The organism is Paenibacillus sp. 01T431 (assembly GCF_056398625.1).
The window spans coordinates 96887-116023 of sequence record NZ_JBFTPT010000003.1; the positions used below are offsets into that span (position 1 = coordinate 96887).

A 19137-nucleotide genomic window follows, 5' to 3' on the forward strand; every position below is an offset into this window, starting at 1 on the left:
CGAGGTCGATTTATTTGGCAAACCGTATAACCATTAACGCTGATTTGGCTGCAGGTACGATTAATCGCAATATTTATGGACATTTCTCTGAGCATTTGGGACGTTGTATTTATGAAGGGATATGGGTAGGCGAGGATTCTCCTATTCCGAACACAAACGGGATTCGCAATGATGTAGTCGCAGCGCTTAAGCAGCTGAAAATTCCAGTTCTTCGTTGGCCGGGCGGCTGCTTCGCGGACGAATATCATTGGAAGGATGGCATTGGACCACGTGAGTCGCGCAAGCAGATGATCAACACCCACTGGGGCGGTGTTGTTGAGAACAATCATTTTGGCACGCATGAGTTTTTGATGCTGTGTGAAATGCTGGAATGCGAGCCTTATATCTCAGGCAACGTGGGCAGCGGCACCGTTCAGGAAATGTCGGAGTGGGTAGAGTACATGACATTTGACGGCGTATCGCCAATGGCAGAATTGCGTACAGAAAACGGCAGGGAAAAGCCGTGGAACGTGAAATATTTTGGCGTCGGCAACGAGAACTGGGGCTGCGGCGGCAACATGCGTCCTGAATATTATGCAGATCTGTATCGCAGATATCAAACCTATGTGCGCAATTATGGCGATAACAAAATCCATAAGATCGCTTGCGGTCCAAACGTAGATGATTACCGCTGGATGGACGTTGTCATGCGGGAAGCACATGGGATGATGGATGCGATATCGCTGCATTATTACACCATTCCAGGGGAGTTTTGGACACAAAAAGGTCCAGCAACAGGTTTCTCCGAGGATGAATGGTACGGTACATTGAAGAAAACATTTTATATGGACGAGCTGATTACACGTCATTCGGCTATTATGGATCGTTATGATCCGAAGAAGCGAGTTGGCCTTATTGTTGATGAATGGGGTACGTGGTACGATGTGGAGCCGGGTACAAATCCAGGGTTCCTGTATCAGCAAAACACGATTCGTGATGCGCTGGTTGCTGGAATTACGCTTCATATCTTCCACGATCATTGTGACCGGGTACAAATGGCTAACATTGCTCAGGTGATCAATGTGCTGCAATCGGTCATTTTGACTGAGGGAGAGAAAATGGTGCTGACGCCAACGTATCACGTTTTTGATATGTATAAGGTGCATCAGGATGCAACGCTTCTTACCACGTCAATTGACAGTCAGGATTATGCGCACAATGACCAGAAGATTCCGCAAGTATCCGTATCTGCTTCAAAGGACGCGAGTGGCCGCATCCATGTAAGCTTGTGTAATTTGGACAATCAGTCCGGAGCGGATGTGGAGATTGATCTTCGCGGCCTAGCAGGTGCAGGGCTTAAGGTTTCGGGTACAGAGCTTTCAGCTTCCGCTAAGGACGCGCACAACACGTTTGAAAATCCGGAAGCTGTTGCGCCAACCGCATTTCAAGCTTTCACTGTTAATGGGTCAAAAATTAGCGCGAAGCTCTCGCCAATGTCGGTAACGGTGCTAGAGCTGATCTCGGAATAGGGATACCACCAGCAATGAGCAGCAAAAATGCGTGCAAAGGCTGTCGTGATGATTACCTTGTCACTGATGAGCAGATCGATCGGATTTTGGCGGCGCCGATGTTCCAGTCCGAAATTAGTGTGCCGGATGATGTGTACGAGCAGCGCTTGAAGCAATGTAGAAACTGCCCGAAGTTTCAATATGGTACGACATGTATCGTATGCGGGTGTTTCGTACGTATTGCCGCCAAATATAAAGAACGTGCTTGTCCGAATCCTGGGGATAGCCGCTGGTCGAAATATGCATGAAAATATATGAATAAGGATCTTAGAGCTGCTCTCTGTCTATATAGAGAGCAGCTCTATTTATTTTTAAAAAGGAACGGCGGAAATTCATAACTTTTAACCTGATATTGCAAATACATTCCAAATTCATCTTTGTACAATAAAACTATCGATTGGATTGCTAAATGGTTATGCACATCTCTCATTACTATTCTATGTAGATGAAAGGGACGATTTCATTGAAGAAATGTAAGCGTTTTATGTCGGCTGGTTTGATCGTTTTATTGCTTGCTATGGCACTCCCAAGCTTTGCGTTTGCAGCGGATACGCCGGTGTTCGCACTTACCCAGGAGAAATCGGATAAAGATATTAAAATCGTCGTTACTGCGGATAAGCTAACCGATATGTACGCTTATGAGGTAAAGCTGTCATTTGATGCAAAGAAGCTTCGTTTTAAAAGTGCCAGCAGCAGCATTGCAGGATTCTCGATATCGCCGATCGTCGAAGGCAATCAAATTGTGTTTGCTGCGACGAAGATAGGGAACAAAGCAGGCGAGAATGGTAAAAGCGTATTATCCAGCTTTCTATTCGAGCCAATCGGAAATGGGGATACCGAGGTAAAGCTCACGGATGCGAAGCTTGTAAAAAGTACCCTCGATTCCAGTACGCTGAAGCCTAATGTGAAGCTTACCGCTAACCTAGGAAATTCAGCGGTGTCATTCAAAGATATTGCGGGACACTGGGCAATCGCATCCATTGAGCGGGCTGTTCAGCTAGGGTTTGTTAATGGTTATACGGACGGAACCTTCAAACCAAATGCACAGGTTACCCGCGCGGAATTTGCAGCGATGCTCGTCAGAGCACTAGATTTGAAAGCTGACCTTGCAACAGATGTATCGTTTAAAGATGCAGGCAGCATACCAAGCTGGGCTTCCGCTTTTGTTGGTACTGCAGTAGAAGCTGCCATTATAACAGGGTACGAGGACAATACATTCCGCCCTAGCAAGCCAATTAATCGCGCGGAGATTGCGGTAATGGTTGTTAGAGCACTCGAATGGAAGGTTGATCAGGCGAAAAGATCGTCATTTGCAGATCGGAGCCAAATTCCAGCTTGGGCGGAGCCTTCTGTAGCGATGGCTGCTGAAGCGGGCATCATCAAAGGCAGAGGCGAAAATAAGTTTGCACCAAGCGCTAATGCGACTCGGGCTGAAGCCGTTACTCTCTTGCTTGCTTTGATTGACTCAAAGCAATGAAAAAAACGATTCTAGTGATTTCCGTTTTTTTGTCAGCTACGGTCTTGGGTTTGTTTTTCATATTAAATTCGGATCAAACGAGCGGCAATGCAGGCGATAAGCTGGATGCATCCGCGCTGGAGAGCGTATTAAGTTTGAATCAGGAAGCTGCTTTGCACCGCAAAGCGACTTCTGGAGTGAAGGCGCCTGCCTTTACGCTCAAGGATCTGAACGGAGCAACCCACACCGTAGCGGGTGCAGAAGATAAACCGATTGTATTGCAGTTTTGGGCGAGCTGGTGTGAGGCATGCAGTGTTGAAGCTCCCACCTTAAAGAAGCTGCATGAGAGATATGAAGATAAGGTCGATTTCTACGGCGTGAATCTATCATCAGAAGAAAAACAAGCAAGCGCCATTGAAACGTTCATCGAGGAAAATGAATGGCGGTTTACGAATTTACTGGATGCCAATAAACGTGCCTCTTATTTATACGAGCTGCATGCGCTGCCAACTACATTTATTATCGATACGGACGACACGGTACTGGATACGTTTCATTTGATTGATCCGATGGAGTTTGAGAGCAAGCTGGAAATGTTAACGGAGGGGAGGTGAGCTTGCATCATCTACTAGCAGCTGAATTGAAACGCAAGCTTAGCATGAGCTTGCGATTGCAAGAACTAAGATTGAGGAGTGAAGCTGGATGCGGTTCAGTGCCAGGCTGAAATCAATGATTGTTTTGCCGCTCATTTTTTCAATGTATGTAAGCATCTTTCTGCCAGCAGTTCATGTAGAAGCTGCGACTGGAGCAGAGCCGGTTTTTTTCGAGGATCATTTCAATCGTTCCATCATTAATGAAAATTGGGCGGTCATCGATGGAATATGGTCAACGGCAAATGGCAAAATGACCGGAGAAAGCGGATCAGGATCTAAAGCTTTGGTTAAGCAAACCGAAATACAAGATGGCACCGTGGAGGCAGATATAAGCCTTGCCAGTCGAAACGGTGATGCGGGATTGCTTTTCCGAACGGTTAGCGCAGCGCCAGGGGCGGACAATGTGAAAGGTTATTACGCAGGCATTTCCGCGCAAGGAACGGGCAGCGTATTTCTAGGCCGTATGGACAACAAATGGACTGAGCTGAAGCGGACTTCGATAGCGATTAATCCTAATGTAGTTTATCACTTTAAAGTTAGCGTTGCCGGGTCGCAAATTAAGTTTTATGTCAATGATAAGCTGGTGTTGGAACAATCGGATACGACCTATACGAAAGGTCAGGTCGGCGTAAGGCTTTACCAATCCCAGCCGACCTATGACAATCTCAAACTTTCAAATGATAAGGGGGAGCTCGCATTTACGGATTCATTTGATGCCCCAGCGGATGGGCTCACATTGCCGAGTTGGCATGCTGCTCAAGGGGAGTGGAAATTGCAATCGGGCGGGATAACCGTAAACGCCGGCGCAAATCAGGCTTTGCTCGTAAAAGATACGGTGTTCACCGATTTTACAGTGGAGACTGATATTAAGCTGCCGCTAGCTTCGGGTACGGCAGGACTTTTGTTTCGAACTAAGCTAAGCGGTGAGGGAAAGGAACCCAAAGGTTATTTTGCAGGACTGCGAAATGATGGAAACTTGGTACTTCGCCGTCTAACGGATAAGTGGACTGATCTTAAAGTCGTTAAGGCACTGGATACGGTCACTGCGAACAAGTTTTATCAATTGAAGGTCGTAACCTATGGGAATGGCATCAAAATATATGTGGACGATATGCATAATTCCATTCTGGAATACACCGATGACAGTGAACAAAAGTTTACCTCCGGCGGCATTGGGGTATGGGCGGATGAGTCTGAGCCACTATTTGACAATTTTATTGCAACTGATTATGCCGTACCGGCGGAGTCGTTCCAAGAGCTGGTCAAAAATAAAGATCCGCTTGTACAAACACCGTTTGTGCCGCTTCCGCTTGGATCGGTCAAAGCTGATGGTTGGCTGCTTAAGCAATTAGAGCTAATGAAGGATGGTGCAACCGGCTACGCAGAGGATTTATACGGAGAGCTTAGCACAAATTCGGAGTGGCTGGGTGGAACAGCGCCAGAATCGAATTGGGAACGCCCTATCTATTATGTGAAGGGATTGGTCGCGCTCGCTTATACGCTTGACGATCCGGAGCTGATTGCAAAATCGCAAAAATGGGTCAATTGGATGTTGAATAGCCAGCGTGATGACGGCTTCTTCGGTCCTGCCAGCGACAATGATTGGTGGCCGCGCATGGTTGCTATTTATGTGCTCAAGGATTATTACGAGGCGACAAATGATAAGCGAGCGATCTCCTTTCTTACGAATTATTTTCACTACCAGCTGAACAATCTAGACCAGCGTCCGCTTAGGGATTGGGGACAAATCCGCAGCGGCGACAATATGAATGTCGTGCTCTGGCTGTACAACCGTACAGGAGATGAGTTTCTGCTGCAGCTCGCTGAGAAGCTGCATAAGCAAGGCGGCGATGAAACTGACATTTTTACGAACGACCATTTTTTAACAGCCGCTAAGATTAATCCTGATAACTTTTACTCGCAGCATACAGTCAACGTCAATCAATCGATTAAAACCCCCTCTATTTATTATCAACTATCGAACAATGAAGCAGATAAGCTTGCATTTCAAGCAGGCGTAGAGCATCTGAATCAATCACACAATCAAATTACCGGCATGAATTCAGGAACAGAGATGCTCGCAGGGTTAGCTTCAACGCAAGGGGTTGAGCTTTGTGCCATTGTGGAGCGGGTACACAGCAACGCGGTTGCCGCCATGATTACCGGTGATCCGGCAATCGGAGATGCGCTGGAGAAAATTACTTTTAATTCGCTTCCGGGTGCTATGAGCAAGGATATTAAAACCCATCAATACTATTCGCTGCCGAATCAAGTACAAAGCGGCGTAACCGATCATGGCTTTAAGCAAAATTACGGAAATGGCACCGTACAGTCGCCTTATTCGGGTTATCCTTGCTGTCGTTTCAATATGCATATGGGCTGGCCTTATTTTGTGGAGGACATGTGGGCGGGTACTTCGGATGGCGGGCTTGGCGTTATTGCCTATGGACCGAGCCGTGTATCAGCCAAAATCAATGGAGTGAATGTAACCGTTAAGGAAACGACGAACTATCCGTTCGAGGATCAAATTCGGTTTACGATTGAGGAAGCGTCCAAGAGTGTGAATTTCCCGCTGAAGCTGCGTATTCCGGAATGGACGGACAAAGCAGTTATCACGGTGAATGGGCAGCCGCAAGAGGCCGTGGTATCCGGGCAATATTTTACGATTGATCGGCAATGGACAAAAGGCGATACCGTTGTTTTGACGCTGCCAATGGAGCTCAAAACGTCGACTTGGGTCAACAATTCGATTGGCATCGAACGAGGCCCGCTCGTATTCTCTCTGAAAATCGATGAGAACTGGGTAGAACAGTCTAATCCAGCGCCGCAAGTGAAGGCGCCTGGCTTCAAGGAATACAGCATCAATGCGCAGTCGCCTTGGAATTATGGTTTGCTGCTTGATCGCGACAACCCAGCAGACTCGATTCAGGTCGTCGTATCCGATATGCCGGAAAATCCGTTCATACAGGAGACTACCCCGATAAAGCTAATTGTGAAAGGAAAGAGAATCCCGTCATGGGGCAAAGCAGCTAACGGGGTATCAGCCGCAGAGCCGCCGGTGGGTCCTGTATATTCCGCAGAGCCTACGGAGGAAATTACGCTTGTTCCGTTTGGAGCGGAAAACCTGCGGGTTACTTATTTCCCTGAGGTGACTGAGGAAACGGGCATTCAACCTTATAAATACGAGGCGGAAAACGCCCAGCTGTTCAAGGCGTCGGCTCGCAGCAATAATGTGCATGCATCAGGCTCAAGCTACGTTGGCGGCATCGATTATGCCGACAGCTACGTTAACTTTAACCAGGTTGAGGTTCCAGCAGCAGGGACGTACAAAATGTTTATTTGGTACGCGCAAAATACGGGGAATTATCAGCCAGCTGCTGCAAAAATTATGGTTAATGAAGGCGAAGAGCAGTCCTTGCAGCTCGCAGGGACGATTAATTGGGGCCGATTTATGGCTTCAAGCGTCAACGTTGAGCTGAAGGAAGGGGTTAACTCGATCAAGTTTATGCGGGGTTCTGGACCAAATCCAGGCTTTTATGAGCTAGACTACATCGCATTGTCAGCAGTCAGCAAAGAAGCTGTTGAGCCTTCGGATCAAGGGACAGCTGTACTGACAGGTGCTGCAAACRTACCGAGCGGTGCTGATCTGAATCTTACCTTAGCGGTTCGAAATGTTACGGACAGCGTATATCAGAGTGTTTATGCACAGGACGTTACGGTAACCTTTGATCCAAGCAAACTCAGCTTCTCGGGTGCGACGCCACTACGGGAAGGGCTGAAAGTGCTTGAGCCTAAAGAGCTTGAGCCGGGCAAAATTCGGATATTAGCCTTTGGAGAGGGGGCAGCCCTTTCGCCAAACGAAGACTGGCTGAAGTTGACTTTCCGAGCTGGCATAGCAGATGAAACGGTAAATACCTCTATAACGGTAACCGACGTTAAGCTTGCAAACGCAGAAGGGCAGGAGCTGCTTCTGCTTGAAGCTCAGCATCATCTTCAGATACAGGCAGCTCCGGGTGATAAGTCTGCACTGCTGGCGGCATTATCGCAAGCGCAAGCTTTGTATGATGGAGCGGAAACAGGAACAGAACCGGGACAATATCCTCCTGCGATGAAGCAGCAGCTGCAATCGGCTATCAACAAAGCGAAGCTGGCTGCTGATGAGGAGAAGGCAACGAAAGCTGAAATTGCTGACGCGATTACGAAGCTGAATGCTGCAGTAGAAGATTTCCTTGCCGGTGTCATCAAGCCAAGTAACGGTGACGTGAATCATGATAATAAAATTACAGTTGGCGATTTGGCAATTGTAGCATATTCGTATGGCAAATCCAGCAGCGATCCGAATTGGCAGCAGTTCCAAAAGGCAGATTTGAATCATGATGGCAAAGTGGATATTGAGGATCTTGCATTACTCGCTCGTTTGATTCTTGGCTAAACGGTACAAGGGGGAAGGCGCATCACTTCCTCCACTAGATTTGGGTATCGATACTATGAATCTTTGGAGGTTCCGTTCATGTTGAATATAAGAAAAACAATGAGTACGCTTGTGGCATTATCTATGATATTTAGTATAGTAGCTTCCGCAATCTCCTTTGCACCCCGGGCTGCGGCAGCAGATGCAGGGGGAATGGCAGCTTCGCAGCAGCATGGGCTGATGGCTGAATATTTCACTGCGGGAGGGCCGCCCAATTTTGCTTTTGGAACCTTTAAAGGAGCTGGCTACGATTCGAATTTGGACATTTCCAATTTAGAGCCGGCCATCAAAATGTTTACAGGACAAGAAGATCGCGTCGGCATCAGATGGACGGGTTTCATTCAGCCTAAGCTCTCTGAGGACTATACCTTTTACATTACAGGTGATAATGGCTTCCGCCTTTGGGTTGATAATAAGCTTACGATCGACCACTGGATAGCGGACTGGGACAAAGAGCAAACTTCAAAGCCTGTCACTTTGGTTGCAGGTCAGAAATACAGCATTAAGCTGGAGTTGTTCGAAGACACAGGCGGCTCGAATGTTCACCTGCGCTGGTCTAGCAAGAGCTTAGCGAAGGAGGCAGTTCCAACAGAAGCGTTTTATTTGCCAGACGGTTTCGCGCTTGGAGGTATCGTGTCCGAGGATGGTTTGCAAGTTGAGCTGCCATTCCAAGAATCTTTGAAGCCAATCACTGCTGAATTTGTTAAGCATCTGAAATTGCGTATCGTGACGGGCGATTTGCCTATTCTGTCGGCAGCTTTGAAGGATGGGGACGATAAAGTCGTCACCGTACTGCTGAAAGATCCAATGTACTCTAAGGATGTAGGCAATGTTAAAGTAATCTACGATGGCAAAGGCGGACTGGAAACGGTGGCGGGAGCAGCTGTAGCTAGCTTCGATAAACCTGTCTACAATGGTTCGAAATATCAGATCATGTCCCCATGGGCGGAGGATGTAGACAAAGAAAACGTACTGCCTGAATACCCAAGACCACAATTAGCGCGTGAAAAATGGATGAATTTGAATGGGGAATGGGAGTTCCAAGCAGCCCAGAAGGGAGAAGCTGTTCCTGTAGGTCAAGTGCTGAAGGAGAAAATTCTCGTTCCGTTTGCAGCAGAAGCGAAGCTTTCGGGCATTAACCGCGTTGAGGATCTCATGTGGTATAAGCGCTCCTTTACCGTTCCTGAGAGCTGGGATGGTGAGCGAGTGAAGCTGAATTTTGGCGCGGTTGATTACTTGGCAACGGTGTATGTGAATGGACAATCGGTAGGCAGCCATAAGGGAGGTTATACCTCATTTAGCTTTGATATTACGGATTATCTTGTGCCTGGGGACAATGAGCTTATCGTGCATGTTCTGGATGAGACGGATATGGGAGCAGACCAAGCGGTTGGCAAGCAAACGGTCAAAAAACTCGGCGGCATTTGGTATACCTCCGTATCGGGTATATGGCAAACGGTGTGGCTTGAGCCTGTAGCTGCTGCACATATCGATAAACTCGACATGGCAACAGATATTCAAAACGGCATCTTGAAGCTGAAGGCAGCTGCTATCGGCGTTGAAGGGCAAACGATTGAAGCGGTTGTTTTGGAAAATGGAAAAGTGGTGGGAACCGCAACAGGAGCAGCTGGAGCTGAGATTGCTGTGGCAGTTCCAAATGCACGGCTTTGGTCCCCAGATGATCCTTATCTATATGATTTAAAGGTGTATCTGAAGGATGGAGCACAAACGGTAGACGAGGTTTCAAGCTATTTTGGCATGAGAGAGATTACGCTCGGCAAGGTAGACGGTATAACAAGGCCGCTAGTAAATGGGAAATTCGTCTTCCAAATGGGGCCGCTCGATCAAGGTTTTTGGCCGGACGGCATTTACACGGCACCTACGGACGAAGCCTTGAAATTTGATATTGAGGCGGTCAAACGCGTCGGCATGAATACGATCCGCAAGCATATTAAGGTGGAGCCCGCTCGCTGGTATTATTGGGCAGATAAGCTAGGCGTACTCGTATGGCAGGATATGCCGAGCCTTGAGGATCGTCAAGGAAATAAAGGGTCAGATATTACACAAGCAACGAAGACGCAGTGGTTTAAAGAATACAAAGAGATGGTCGATCAATTGCGCAGCGTAACATCGATCATTGTGTGGACGGTGTTTAATGAAGGCTGGGGACAATTCGATCAAGGTGGACAACTGACGAAGGATGCTACCAGTTATGTAAAAAGCCTTGATTCGACTAGGCTCGTCAACAGCACAAGCGGCTGGTGGGATGCGGGCGTCGGCGATTTGAATGATATTCATCGCTATCCTGATCCCGGCGCTCCGAATTACAGCGATACAAGGGCAGCTGTGCTTGGCGAATATGGCGGTTTAGGCTTGCATGTCCCAGGGCATGAATGGAGCCCACTCGTATTCTCCTATCAATTAATGAATAGCAAAGAACAGCTGACTTCTACTTATATCGCCTACATCAACAGGCTGAAGCAGCTGAAGGAATCAGGCCTGAGCGCAGCCATATACACACAAATTACAGATGTGGAATATGAAATCAACGGTTTACTGTCTTACGATCGCAAGGTTGAAAAAATGGATTTTGATCGGATTGCAACTGCACACCGTGAGCTCATCGGCACAGCAACCAAAGGGGATTTGCTCGCTGAAATTGCCAGAGCAGAAGGCATGCTGAATCTCGCGAAAATGGGTTCAGGAGCCGGCGAATATGAGCAATCGACTGCTGATTCCTTTAAGGCTGTCATTGATTCAGCCCGCGAGACAGCTCAAGATGAGGCTGCAATGCCTGCTCAAATCCAAACAGCCCTTAAATCTCTCCAAAACGCGCGTGAGCAATTTTTTGTATCGGTAAACGATCCCCTTCCGGCGGGTTCTTCCGTTGATCCGTTTAATGAGGCGACGTTAGACAGTGCTTGGTCTGTCTTTAAGGCAGACAACTCCAAATGGTCGCTGACACGCAAACCTGGCTTTTTAAGCTTGGACACTTCACCAGGCGACACGTTCGGAAATTCAAATAACTTGCCGAACATATTTTTAAAGGATGCGCCAGCAGGCGACTTCGTCATTACAACAAAAGTGGAAGCTCCTGTACGCAAAAACTTCCAGCAATCAGGCCTGTTCATTTGGCAAAATGAGGACAATTACGTCAAGCTGGGCCATGTTTGGGATACGGAAGCTACAACTGGCAAAAGCCTCGAAACCGCATATGAGAAAAATGCGGTTTATGTTAAAGCGACAAACATGGTTAGCCATCCAGGTTACGATACGTCCTATTTGCAAATCAAAAAGGTAGGCAATGTCGTTTCTACTTTCTATTGGGATGGCAGCGCATGGAAACCTGCGGCAGACCCGATGACTGTTAATTTAAGCAATTTGAAAATCGGTTTCTATGGTCTATCTTCGGGTGATAAAACGTCAATCCAAGCGAATTTCGATTATTTCTCGGTTGGTCCTGCTCAATTGTCGGATAAAACAGCGCTTCAAGCGGCAGTTGTATCTGCTGAAGCCAAACTTAATTCCGCTGTTGCAGGCACAGAACCCGGTCAAAATCCGCAGTCTGCAAAAGATGCATTTGCTGCTTCAATCGAAACAGCTAAAGACGTATTGGCTCTTGCAACTGCAGATCAAGCGGCAGTAGATGCAGCGTTGGCGGCGCTCGGCAAATCGGTTGCTGACTTCGCAGCTTCTGTTGTACCTCCTGCTGTGAAAGACGCGACAGCTACGATTGCCGGAGCGGCACTGGTGAAAGCGGGTCAATCCTTCGATGCAACGGTTGGATTGTCAGGCGTAACGGAGGAGAAATATTCAAAGCTGTATGCGCAAATTTTAACAGTTAGCTTCGATGCTGCGAAATTAACGCTGACTGGCGCAGCCTCCTTGCAGCAGGATTTCAGCATCCTTGAGCAAAAGGTTATCGAGCCAGGCAAGGTGAGGATTGTAGCGGCAGGTCAAGGCAAAGGCATTGATGCCAATTCGGAATGGCTGAAGCTGAGCTTCTTGGCAGCTGTTACGGGGAGCACAGGCAATACAGCCATTCAAATTAGTGACTTTAATGTTGCAAATAGCTTGGGAGAAGAACTTGAAGCAAAATCTGCTTCCCATACGCTGCAAATTAGTGCCGTTGTTGATGTGACGGGCTTAAATCAGGCGATAGCCGCAGCGGAAGCCATTTATGATGGAGCGATAGTCGGCACACAGCCTGGTCAATATCCGGCAGCAGCAAAAGCAGCGTTCGGTGAAGCCATTGCGGCAGCGAAAGCCGTTGCCGTTAACCCGAATGCAAGCGAAGCGCAAGTGAGCGCAGCTATTACTCAGTTAAGTGCGGCAGTGACGACGTTCCAAGCATCCAAATTGTCAGGCGATATTAATAACGACAATAAGGTATCAATTGGCGACCTCGGCATCGTAGCAGCTGCATATGGCAAAACAAGCGCAGATCCGAATTGGTCGCAATATAAGAAATCCGATCTAAATGCGGATGGCAAAATTGATATTGTGGATATCGCGATGCTTGCAAGATGGATTCTGGGGTAACATTTCGTTAGATTTTGCTTACAATAAAGAAGAGGGTGACCCGAAGCAACGGACTGCTTGGGTTCCCTCTTTTTTTGTCGGTTTCTGTGGGTTTAAGTTATTAATATGGATGCTGATAATATTGCTGGCCATACATTTGATTGTAATAGCCTTGGTTAGGTTTAGCTTGGTTCGACTGTATAGCTTGATTAGGCTGATATGCTTTATTGGACGGCAACGTTTGGTTTGGCTGCAATACTTGATTGGATTGCAATACTTGATTCGATTGCACTGGAGCTTGCTGCTGCATTGGAGCTTGATTAGGCTTTTGCATATTTTTGCTTTGGCCTTGTACGGGATTATAGCTGCAATTGCTCGGAGGTCCCAGAATAACGGTGTCTTTTAAAGGTGCTAATGCATTTTCTAATTTTTCTTGATCTAAGCAGTAGGTATACGCAAGGATATTGGTTGGAGTTAATCTTAAAATATCGGAGCCAAAAATAACTTCTGGGATTGGCGCATCAAAGATGGCTAGCAGATGAGTATTATCGACGGTCGCCATTTCATAGTGCCACCAGCCTTGCGGAATGTTGACGACTTGAGCAGGCTGTACCAAGTAATGAAGGAACTCGTTCGTAAAAGGGTTCATAAGCGCAATTTCTGCTGATCCTGATATGCAATATACGAGCTCGGAGGCATTCTGATGGTAATGAGGCTCAACGACATTGCTTTTGCTAAGGTATATATCAAGAAGCGACGAATTGCCTAACGTATTCAATTGCTTCACTGAAAGCAAGTTGATGTAGTTGTATGGATCTTTTTTGAAAAAAGTACTATTGTTCAAATCATAAGCAAATTCCGTCTGTGGAGACGTATAGTCCATATAAGAAGTCATTTGTAAATCCTGCCCCTCTTCCATTAGCTGGTAAATGTTTACTGGGATAGGATATGTGTTTGCCCATATGATGGTGAAGGTTACTGGAAAAAAACAAGGCAGACAAGTGCATGAATAACGATGCACTCGTCTGCCTATTCGTTTATTTATAGCTTGGAAGCCAGCTGCCATGCGCTTCGATGAGCTCATCACAAAGCGATACAATGTCATCCATAGACAATTCTGCTGAGGTATGCGGATCAAGCATTGCTGCGTGATAAATATGATCTCGCTTGCCAGTAATTGCCGCTTCAATCGTTAATAGCTGCGTGTTGATGTTCGTACGGTTTAATGCTGCAAGCTGTGGCGGAAGGTCGCCAACATAGGTTGGTGTAACGCCATTCGCATCCACGAGGCATGGTACTTCTACGCAAGCTTCCTTCGGAAGATTCGTAATAAGCCCAGTATTCATCACGTTGCCGCCAATTTTGAACGGGTTGTTCGTTTCAATTGCTTCGAGAATGTACGAAGCATATTCATGGCTGCGGCAGTGCTCAAGCTTGCTGTCATTAATAAGTGAATCGCGCATGGATTTCCAGCCTTCAATTTGACTAACACAGCGGCGAGGATACTCATCGAGAGGAATGTTGAAACGCTCGATCAGCTCTGGATAGTTCCGTTTGATGAAGTATGGATGGTATTCCGCATTGTGCTCGGAAGATTCGGTGATGTAGTAGCCGAATTTCAGCATGAGCTCGTAACGAACCATATCATGGTGTTTCTCCAATTGCTTCTCGGCTGCACGGCGTTTGATTTCCGGGTAAAGATCAACTCCGTCTTTGCTTGCTTCAAGCAGCCATGCCATATGGTTGATACCTGCAATTTTGTACTTAACGCCCGTTGTGTCCATACCCAAATGATCAAATAAATGCGGTACGCAAACTTGTACACTATGGCATAAGCCAACCGTTTTCACGCCGCCATAGGTGTTCATGACATTCGTGAGCACGGCCATTGGGTTGGTGTAGTTAAGGAACAGGGCATCTGGACAAACCTCGTTAATATCGCGAGCGAAATCCAGCATCACAGGAATCGTGCGTAGATTACGGAAAATGCCGCCAATGCCTACGGTATCGGCAATCGTTTGGCGCAAGCCGTATTTTTTTGGAATCTCGAAATCGGTAATCGTACACGGATCATAGCCGCCTACTTGAATGGCGTTTACGATGTATTTTGCACCGCGAAGCGCTTCTTTCCGGTCGGTATAAGCTTTAATCTCGCAAGTGCTTTCACTTGTTTTTTTAATATTAAGCAGCATTTGCTCGGAATCGAGAAGACGCTCCGCATCAATGTCAAATAAAGCGATTTCAAAACCTTGCAGTGCAGGTGTCTGCATGACATCTCCAAGAATGTTTTTGGCAAAAACACTGCTTCCTGCGCCGATAAAAGTAATTTTAGACATTAGACAATAGCCTCCTATTGGATGATTGCTGACTCCTTTAGTATAAGGAGAACAACTGCAAATGAATATGGAAGGAACGAAGCATTATATGGAGAAATGTTGCATCATTTAGTATGCTTAGAGAAGTCAGCTTATTGGAGGTGCATAGATGGAAACGCATCATCGTATAACCATGAGTATTAATACAGCTCCGCTGAAAGGCGAAATGTCGGTCTTGTTCAGCGGAATCGGCGAACCGGTCGCGGGCCATTTTATAGGACCGGCTGTTCATGATTATTATTTAATTCACATTGTACTGGATGGGGAAGGCACATTTGAAACGCTGGGGAAGACGTACTCTTGCAGCGCGGGGGATGCCTTCATCATTTTTCCGGATATTCTGGTCAAATACGAGGCAAGCCTGCACAATCCTTGGAAATATACATGGGTAGCCTTCTCGGGAGATATCGTGGAAGCTTCTCTTAGTTCGATTGGGATTACGCCAGACCTCGCTGTTATACGTGGATTTTCGCTACCGACGATTTATCGGATGTTTCGTAAAATACGCAAAGGTATGGAGAAAACGAATGCCCCAGCGCTTGGCAATATGGAGGCTTCGGGTTGGCTGAGATTAATATTTCATGAGCTTGGACGAATGAACCTTACGAGAATAACCGAAGAGATCGTACCAGAATCTCGTTCTTACCGCCAAATTGATCAGGCAATTCGCCTCATATCGCTCCAATATGGACAGCAGCTTTCTATTGAAGGAATCGCTCAAACACTCGGCTATCATCGCGCGCATTTAACGAGGCTGTTCAAGGATGCGACGGGGCTGCCGCCCATGCAATATTTACAAAAGGTACGAATGAAGAAAGCAGAGGAACTGCTTGAAGGCGAGCTTACGATCGCCCAGATTGCCTCATCTGTTGGATTTAATGACCCGCTCTTTTTTACGAAGCAATTTCACAAATGGAGCGGACAATCGCCTACGGAATTTCGGAAAAGCTTGAATAAGCAATAGAACGATAAACGAGCGGAAAATAGATAGGTGGGCATTCGAATGCAGTGGATAATTTCTCCATAAATGCAACCTAAGTAATCATTAAAGAGTCTATGATGATGAGGATGAAGAGGAGGGATTTTTGGTGAGGTTAAAGATTTGGTTTGTTTTGCTAGCAGCGGTTTGCATTCTTAGTGCTTGCGAAAAGGAAGAGAATAATGGAACAACGGATAGCAGTTGGAAAGTGGTCTCTAGCGAATCAGAGGAAATGCAAGCCTCTTATCAAGAAAAACAGTTATCAGATGATATGAACGAGGTAATTTCAAATTATATTATTCAAAAATATGATTCCGTCTCCTCTCAAACGGAAAAACAGTTTGAGGTGCATGAGGTTTATGGCACAAGCGAATCATCGGGCATCATTACGGTGTATATGCATTCCTATTTTGGCGGATTTAATAAATTTTCGGGTCTAGAAATTCAAGCAGGGCATTCCATGCCTGCGGTCATTCGCTTGAAGAAAAAAGCAGCGGGATATGTTGTAACCGAATATACTGAACCGAAAGACGGCAGTCTTTATCAATCTTCGTTGAAAAAAATGTTTCCCAAAAAGTATTTGGATATAATGCATAATAAAAGCGGCATTTTAGAGATTTTGCAAAAAGAAATGGATAGCAAAGTACAGCAATGGTTGGACGAATAGTATTGCCAATCACCCGTACCAACGGGTTTATTTTAAGATAAAAATCAAGAAACTAGCAGTTACTTTAAGTATAGTATGTATATCTCATATAATATAGTGACCTTTTTTTCACTACTTACATAATGATACAAACTTCTCTAGAATAGAGATGCGAGTGTGCTTAAGGCAGCATTTCGATTGCTATTTTACAATTCATAAGGAGATGAGTAGAGATGCAATTTCGTCATTTAGGGAAAAGTGGATTGAAGGTTAGCGAGATCAGTCTGGGAAGCTGGTTGACATACGGCGGTTACGTAGAACGTGAAAATGCGGTGAAAGCGATTCAAACAGCCTACGGGCTTGGCATTAATTTTTTTGATACAGCGAATGTATATGAGAGAGGGGAAGCAGAGAAGCTGATGGGAGAAGCGCTTCGTGCTTTTCCACGGGAATCTTATGTGCTCGCAACTAAAGTGTTTGGACAGATGGGTGATGGCCCAAATGATCGGGGACTATCCCGTAAACATATTATGGAGCAGTGCAATGCCAGCCTGAAACGGCTTGGAGCAGATTATGTGGATCTATATTACTGCCACCGCCATGATCCAAGTACGCCTATGGAAGAGACGCTTCGTGCGCTTGACGATCTGGTACGCCAAGGCAAAGTGCTGTATGTTGGCGTTAGCGAGTGGACAACCGCGCAAATGGTGGAAGCGCATGCAATTGCTGATCGTTACTTGCTCGACCGAATCGTAGTTAACCAACCGATTTATAATATGTTTAACCGTTATATCGAGAAGGAAGTCATTCCTTACGGAGAGCGCGGCGGTATTGGACAAGTCGTGTTCTCGCCGCTCGCTCAAGGACTGCTGACGGGCAAATACAGTTCCGTGAATGATGTGCCTGCGGACAGCCGTGCAGCGAAGCTTGATGGCATGCGCAAAGGTGTGACGGAAGAGAAAATCAATAAAGTGCGCGAGCTGAGCGTGGTGGCAGCAGAGCTGGAATTAACGGTTGGTCAGCTGGCGCTTGCTTGGATTTTGCGCCAGCCGAATGTATCTAGTGCACTCGTTGGAGCTAGCAATCCTGCACAGGTGGAAGAGAACGTGAAGGCATCGGGTGTCGTGCTAAGCGCTGATATTACGGAGCGGATTGAACAAATATTAGGAGCATAAGAAGGAGTGAATGAAGTGCCGAAAGTAGTTGTTACAGGCGGCAGCGGCATGCTGGGGAAATGGGTAGTTAAGCATTTTGTTGAGCAGGGATACGAGGTTGTGAATGCGGATGTGAAACATCCAGCCGAACCGCTATGCCGAACTGTAATCGTTGATTTGAACCATTTGGGTGAAGTGTACGGCGTATTGGCTGGGGCGGATGCCGTTGTGCATTTGGCTGCCATTCCAGTTGCGTATTCGCATCCGAATGAGGTTACCTTTCACAACAATGTGATGTCTACCTACAACATATTGGAAGCTGCAGCGGGTCTTGGCATCCGCAAGGCAGTTATCGCTTCGAGCGAATCCTCTTATGGCCTCGTATTTGCCAAAGAGAAGTTCGGGCCTAAGTATGTTCCCGTCGATGAAGAGCATCCGCAGCTTCCTGATGACAGCTATGGCTTGTCCAAAATCGTAAATGAACAAACAGCGGATATGATAAACCGTAGAACAGGCATGCAGGTTGTTTCATTCCGCCTAGGCAACGTTATTGCACCAGAAGCGTATGAGCGATTCGAGTCATTTATCCATGATCCCGAGCAGCGCGAGCGTATTCTATGGAGCTACATTGATACGAGAGATGCGGCGGAAGCTTGTCAGCTCGCTATTGAAGCAGAGGGGCTCGGAAGCGTAGCGCTTAATCTTGCAGCGGATGATAGCAGCATGGCGCTGCCAAGCCGAGCGCTTATGGCAGCTCGTTTCCCGGAGGTCAATGATTTCCGCAAGCCGCTGGAGGGGCATGAAACATTGCTCTGCAATGAAAAGGCTAAACGTCTGCTCAACTGGAAGCCAAAACATCAATGGCGCGATTACGTCAACGGGTAAAGGGAAAGTCGTGTTGAGAAAAAAATTATTCGGTGAACGTTATTTTAGGACCGTTTTGGGGTAAACATGCTTATAAGCGAAAGGAGCTGATGAAGCATGTTAGATAATGAAAACAAGCCGCAGGAGGTTCCTGAGACAAGTCCAGGACAGGAGCCGGAAATTATACCCCCGGATTCGCCGGTAATTAAGCCCGACCAGCCTATTCCGGAAATTGAGCCGCAGACGATCCCGGAAATTAAACCGGAGGTTGAACCTGAGATCAAGCCGGACATTCCGCCTGAGGTTCCACCAAAGCAATACTAGAGTTAACGTTCATATGCAATCAACAATTAAGGCCGGATTTCTCCGTAAAAGGAGGAGCTCCCGGCCTTTTTTTGTTTGTATATTTGTCCAAACACCACAAGTTATGGCTCCATATACTGCTTAGAGAATAGGTTATGGAGGTGTGAA

Annotated in this window: 13 protein-coding genes; 11 read left to right on the top strand and 2 right to left on the bottom strand. The window is 46.7% G+C overall.

Annotated features, from left to right (window positions below):
- Positions 1 to 14: 14 nt before the first annotated feature.
- From AC1DM9_RS05490 to AC1DM9_RS05515, 6 genes are all read left to right on the top strand, one after another.
- Entirely contained in the window at positions 15 to 1508 is a 1494-nt protein-coding gene (locus AC1DM9_RS05490) for an alpha-N-arabinofuranosidase (protein WP_441881580.1), read from the top strand.
- A gap of 14 nt (positions 1509 to 1522) precedes the next feature.
- Positions 1523 to 1795: a DUF6171 family protein gene (locus AC1DM9_RS05495; RefSeq protein WP_441881577.1), complete on the top strand. Its 273-nt coding sequence runs from the start codon at positions 1523 to 1525 to the stop codon at positions 1793 to 1795.
- Positions 1796 to 2031: 236 nt separating this feature from the next.
- Positions 2032 to 3024, top strand: coding sequence for an S-layer homology domain-containing protein (locus AC1DM9_RS05500; protein WP_477578968.1), 993 nt, complete (start codon positions 2032 to 2034; stop codon positions 3022 to 3024).
- Positions 3021 to 3617 carry a TlpA family protein disulfide reductase gene (locus AC1DM9_RS05505; protein ID WP_477578970.1) on the top strand — a complete coding sequence of 199 codons (597 nt, stop codon included), beginning with the start codon at positions 3021 to 3023 and terminating at the stop codon, positions 3615 to 3617. Before AC1DM9_RS05500 ends, AC1DM9_RS05505 begins: the two co-directional genes overlap by 4 nt.
- 88 nt (positions 3618 to 3705) lie before the next feature.
- Entirely contained in the window at positions 3706 to 8088 is a 4383-nt protein-coding gene (locus AC1DM9_RS05510) for a beta-L-arabinofuranosidase domain-containing protein (protein WP_477578972.1), read from the top strand.
- 78 nt (positions 8089 to 8166) lie between these two features.
- A complete protein-coding gene (locus tag AC1DM9_RS05515) occupies positions 8167 to 12669 on the top strand; it encodes a PA14 domain-containing protein (protein ID WP_477578974.1) in 4503 nt (1500 codons plus the stop codon).
- A gap of 100 nt (positions 12670 to 12769) precedes the next feature.
- On the opposite strand, the gene AC1DM9_RS05520 is transcribed toward AC1DM9_RS05515, so the two are convergent.
- Both AC1DM9_RS05520 and melA read right to left on the bottom strand, forming a co-directional pair.
- Complete coding sequence (locus tag AC1DM9_RS05520) at positions 12770 to 13543, bottom strand: cupin domain-containing protein (protein ID WP_441881790.1); 774 nt, start codon at positions 13541 to 13543, stop codon at positions 12770 to 12772.
- Positions 13544 to 13685: 142 nt separating this feature from the next.
- The gene (melA, locus tag AC1DM9_RS05525) at positions 13686 to 14984 is read right to left on the bottom strand and encodes an alpha-glucosidase/alpha-galactosidase (RefSeq protein WP_441881563.1); all 1299 of its coding nucleotides are present in this window, start codon (positions 14982 to 14984) and stop codon (positions 13686 to 13688) included.
- Between the two features lie 148 nt (positions 14985 to 15132).
- On the opposite strand from melA, the gene AC1DM9_RS05530 reads away from it, so the two are divergent.
- The 5 genes from AC1DM9_RS05530 (at position 15133) to AC1DM9_RS05550 (ending at position 18990) form a co-directional block, all read left to right on the top strand.
- Positions 15133 to 15987 carry an AraC family transcriptional regulator gene (locus tag AC1DM9_RS05530; protein WP_477578977.1) on the top strand — a complete coding sequence of 285 codons (855 nt, stop codon included), beginning with the start codon at positions 15133 to 15135 and terminating at the stop codon, positions 15985 to 15987.
- A gap of 124 nt (positions 15988 to 16111) precedes the next feature.
- A complete protein-coding gene (locus AC1DM9_RS05535; RefSeq protein ID WP_477549988.1) occupies positions 16112 to 16669 on the top strand; it encodes a hypothetical protein in 558 nt (185 codons plus the stop codon).
- 212 nt (positions 16670 to 16881) lie between these two features.
- Entirely contained in the window at positions 16882 to 17823 is a 942-nt protein-coding gene (locus tag AC1DM9_RS05540) for an aldo/keto reductase family protein (protein WP_339203683.1), read from the top strand.
- Positions 17824 to 17838: 15 nt separating this feature from the next.
- Entirely contained in the window at positions 17839 to 18687 is an 849-nt protein-coding gene (locus AC1DM9_RS05545) for an NAD-dependent epimerase/dehydratase family protein (protein ID WP_477578979.1), read from the top strand.
- Between the two features lie 96 nt (positions 18688 to 18783).
- Positions 18784 to 18990, top strand: a complete 207-nt coding sequence (locus AC1DM9_RS05550) for a hypothetical protein (protein ID WP_477578981.1) — start codon at positions 18784 to 18786, stop codon at positions 18988 to 18990.
- Positions 18991 to 19137 lie beyond the last annotated feature (147 nt).

Coding starts and splice junctions, on each gene's coding strand:
- AC1DM9_RS05495 (WP_441881577.1), top strand. CDS start 1,523: ATGAGCAGCAAAAATGCGTGCAAAGGCTGTCGTGATGATTACCTTGTC.
- AC1DM9_RS05500 (WP_477578968.1), top strand. CDS start 2,032: ATGTCGGCTGGTTTGATCGTTTTATTGCTTGCTATGGCACTCCCAAGC.
- AC1DM9_RS05505 (WP_477578970.1), top strand. CDS start 3,021: ATGAAAAAAACGATTCTAGTGATTTCCGTTTTTTTGTCAGCTACGGTC.
- AC1DM9_RS05515 (WP_477578974.1), top strand. CDS start 8,167: ATGTTGAATATAAGAAAAACAATGAGTACGCTTGTGGCATTATCTATG.
- AC1DM9_RS05520 (WP_441881790.1), bottom strand. CDS start 13,543: ATGACTTCTTATATGGACTATACGTCTCCACAGACGGAATTTGCTTAT.
- melA (WP_441881563.1), bottom strand. CDS start 14,984: ATGTCTAAAATTACTTTTATCGGCGCAGGAAGCAGTGTTTTTGCCAAA.
- AC1DM9_RS05530 (WP_477578977.1), top strand. CDS start 15,133: ATGGAAACGCATCATCGTATAACCATGAGTATTAATACAGCTCCGCTG.
- AC1DM9_RS05540 (WP_339203683.1), top strand. CDS start 16,882: ATGCAATTTCGTCATTTAGGGAAAAGTGGATTGAAGGTTAGCGAGATC.
- AC1DM9_RS05550 (WP_477578981.1), top strand. CDS start 18,784: ATGTTAGATAATGAAAACAAGCCGCAGGAGGTTCCTGAGACAAGTCCA.